At 53.0% G+C, this 3,248-nt stretch carries 2 protein-coding genes and 1 pseudogene; all 3 read left to right on the forward strand.

All coding sequences use genetic code 11. The annotated features are described in order from the left end of the window. Window positions 1-36: 36 nt before the first annotated feature. A pseudogene (locus tag F8N00_RS17250) lies at window positions 37-567 on the forward strand (NAD-dependent epimerase/dehydratase family protein); the annotation flags it as partial. After that, complete coding sequence (locus F8N00_RS17255) at window positions 557-1,906, forward strand: phenylacetate--CoA ligase family protein (RefSeq protein WP_023469396.1); 1,350 nt, start codon at window positions 557-559, stop codon at window positions 1,904-1,906. The pseudogene F8N00_RS17250 and the gene F8N00_RS17255, both read left to right, overlap by 11 nt. A 12-nt stretch (window positions 1,907-1,918) precedes the next feature. Next, a partial coding sequence (locus F8N00_RS17260) for a nucleotide sugar dehydrogenase (RefSeq protein ID WP_421018667.1) occupies window positions 1,919-3,248 on the forward strand: 1,330 nt, incomplete at its 3' end.

Consider the following 3,248-nt stretch of genomic DNA (forward strand, 5'->3'; position numbering starts at 1 on the left):
GGGGCTCGGAGATGTGTATAAGAGACAGCCTACAGCAGTCTCTACGGCATCAAGACGACAGGCCTTCGCTTCTTCAGCGTCTACGGTCCTTGGGGACGCCCGGATATGGCACTGTTCAAGTTCACGGAAGCAATCGCGAAAGGCGAACCAATCGACCTCTACAACTACGGTGAGATGGGGCGGGACTTCACTTACGTCGACGACATCATCGAAAGCATCTACCGCCTGTTCCAGACTGAACCGGAAGTCGATGAATCGTTCGATGCCTCAAATCCCTTACCGGACCGCAGCAACGTTCCGTATCGTGTCTATAACATCGGCAGTCACAGCCCGATTCGTCTCAATGAATTCGTTGCTTTGATTGAGCGGCGCCTTGGCAAGACGGCAATCCAAAACGGGATGCCGCTTCAACCAGGCGATGTTCCAGAAAGCTTTGCTGACGTCTCATCACTGTTCGAGACGATCGGCTACCGTCCACAGACGACGGTCGAAGCGGGCGTCAATGCATTCATCGACTGGTACGAGAGTCACTACTTGCTGAAGGAGGAAATTCAAGATGGCGCTTAAAGAGGAATTCTACTATCGGTCCCCAATCTTCATCCAAAATTGGCTGACCTCCTTATACGGTCGGAAGTTAATGCAAGAACGATACGGTCCCCTCTATGAACAGAAGATGAAGGAACTCCGGAAAAAAGATCGGACGCAGGATTATAAAGCGGAACAACTCGATCGCTTGAATGCCTTTCTCATTTTTGTTGCAACGCATACGCCATACTACGCGCAACTCTTTCACGAACATGATATCCAATTACCGTTCACGTCACTCGAGCAACTGAAGACAATTCCAATCCTTGAAAAAGAAACACTTCGTCAAAACAATGACGCCTTCATGTCCCGCGTCGATGCGCCGGTTCGAGGGCGGACGGGGGGGACGAGCGGGAAGTCACTTCAAGTGGCGTTCATGCGCGAGGATGTCCAGGAACGGATGGCACATCTCGATTACTTCAAAGAACGTCATGGTTTCCACGCCGGAATGCGCCGAGCGAGTTTCACCGGACGGACGCTGACAGCTGTCGATCAAAAGAAACCAATCTTCTGGCGGATGAACCGACCACTCAATCAGTTGCTCGTCTCGATCTTTCACATGAAGGAAGAGAATTTCCCGGCCTACATCGAGGAGCTGAATCGATTCCAGCCGCAAGCACTTGACGGCACACCGACAGCGATGGTCGAAATCGCCCGCTATATGCTGAAGCATCATATAAAGCTGGATATCCCGCTGATCGCCATCTTCCCGACATCGGAAACGGTGACGGAGGAGATGCGCTCGGTTCTCGAGGAAGCCTTCAACGCACCGGTCTTCGATCAATATGGTTCTTCAGAAGGCGCACCAATCATCTCAGAATGCAGTCATCGAAAACTTCATCTCCATCATGAGACGGGCATCATCGAACCATATGGAGAGGACGGCGAAGTCGTCGTCACGTGCTTTACGACACGGGGAACACCGCTGATTCGTTACCGGATCGGTGACCGGATGACACTCAGTGACGAGACCTGTAGCTGTGGACTAAACGGACCAGTCATCGCTTCGATCGATGGACGGGGAACGAGTTATATCGTCAGCGAAAAGCGGGGCAAGGTGTTCGAAGGGGATATCACGACGATTGCCCGAGAACTTCCGAACTCCGTCTTGCGACTCCAAGTCGAGCAGCACGCGCTCAATCACGTGACACTTCGGTATATTCCAGATGCGAAGCGTTTCCGTCCAAAACACGAGCAGATCCTCTTGAATGAGATGCGCAAGTTGCTCGGATCCGAGATGAAAATCGTCCTTGAGCCTGTCGAACAAGTCAAACAGGAACCGAACGGAAAAACGTTGATCGTCAAACAGTCGATGAAATAGGAGGAACCCACCATGAACAAGGCAGTCAAACACATCGTAGATACGACAGCAGCCCAAACTGGTTCACTTCCCATTGCCAACCGTTCGATTGCCGTCGTTGGACTCGGATACGTCGGTCTTCCCGTCGCTGTCGCCTTCGGCGAAAAAACAGCCGTTGTCGGCTTTGACATCAAGGAACAACGCGTTCAAGAACTGCAAGAAGGAATCGACGCGACACTCGAACTGAGTCCGTTCACGTTGAAGAACGCAACCGTCGACTACGTCTCGGATCCATCAGCACTGCAAGCGAGTGACTTCATCATCATCGCCGTTCCGACACCGATCAATGCGCAGAATCAACCAGACTTGACGCCGCTCTTACGCGCCTCACACCTCGTTGGTCGCCAGCTCAATAAAGGCGATATCGTCGTCTATGAGTCGACGGTCTACCCAGGAGCGACGGAAGAAGATTGTATCCCGGTCCTTGAAGAAGCGTCCGGCTTACGCGCTGGTGTCGACTTCTTCGTCGGCTACTCACCGGAGCGGATCAATCCGGGTGACCACGAGCACACGTTCAAGACGATCAAAAAAATCGTCTCGGCTCAGGATGAACAGACACTCGATATCGTCGCGGAAGTTTACGAAGTGGTCGTCGAAGCCGGTGTCCACCGGGCTTCGTCGATTAAGGTTGCAGAAGCCGCAAAAATCATCGAAAACACACAGCGCGACCTCAACATCGCCTTGATGAACGAACTGGCAATCATTTTCGACCGGATGGACATTGATACGCTCGAAGTCCTCGAAGCAGCCGGTACGAAATGGAACTTCCTTCCGTTCCGCCCGGGTCTCGTCGGTGGTCACTGTATCGGCGTCGATCCATTCTATCTAACGATGAAAGCCGAGTCGCTCGGCTATCACCCGGAAGTCATCCTCGCCGGACGCCGGATCAACGATACGATGGGACGCTTCATCGCAACAGCGCTCGTCAAGAATCTGATTAAACAGAACATGCCGGTCCTCGGTGCTCGTGTCACGATCCTCGGCTTATCATTCAAGGAGAACGTCAGCGATATCCGGAACTCGAAAGTCGCGAACCTCGTCCGCGAAATCGAAGAGTTCGGCATTGACGTCCAAGTGACGGATCGACTCGTCGAAAAGAGTGAGGCGAAACGCGAGTACGGCATCGACTTGCTCGAGATGAGCGAACTCAAACCAGCCGACGTCGTCATCTTCGCCGTCTCACACGAAGAATACGTCGAAGGCGGTTGGAATCTAGCGCAACACTTACTGAAGGTCGGACGCGGAATCGTCGTCGACATCAAAGGCATGTTGCCACGGTCAGAACAGCCAGAGGGGGTCCACG

The organism is Exiguobacterium sp. A1_3_1 (genome assembly GCF_048985645.1).
GTDB lineage: Bacteria > Bacillota > Bacilli > Exiguobacteriales > Exiguobacteriaceae > Exiguobacterium_A > Exiguobacterium_A indicum.

Excerpts from the sequence above, each read along its gene's own strand:
- F8N00_RS17255 (WP_023469396.1), top strand. The coding sequence starts at position 557 with ATGGCGCTTAAAGAGGAATTCTACTATCGGTCCCCAATCTTCATCCAA.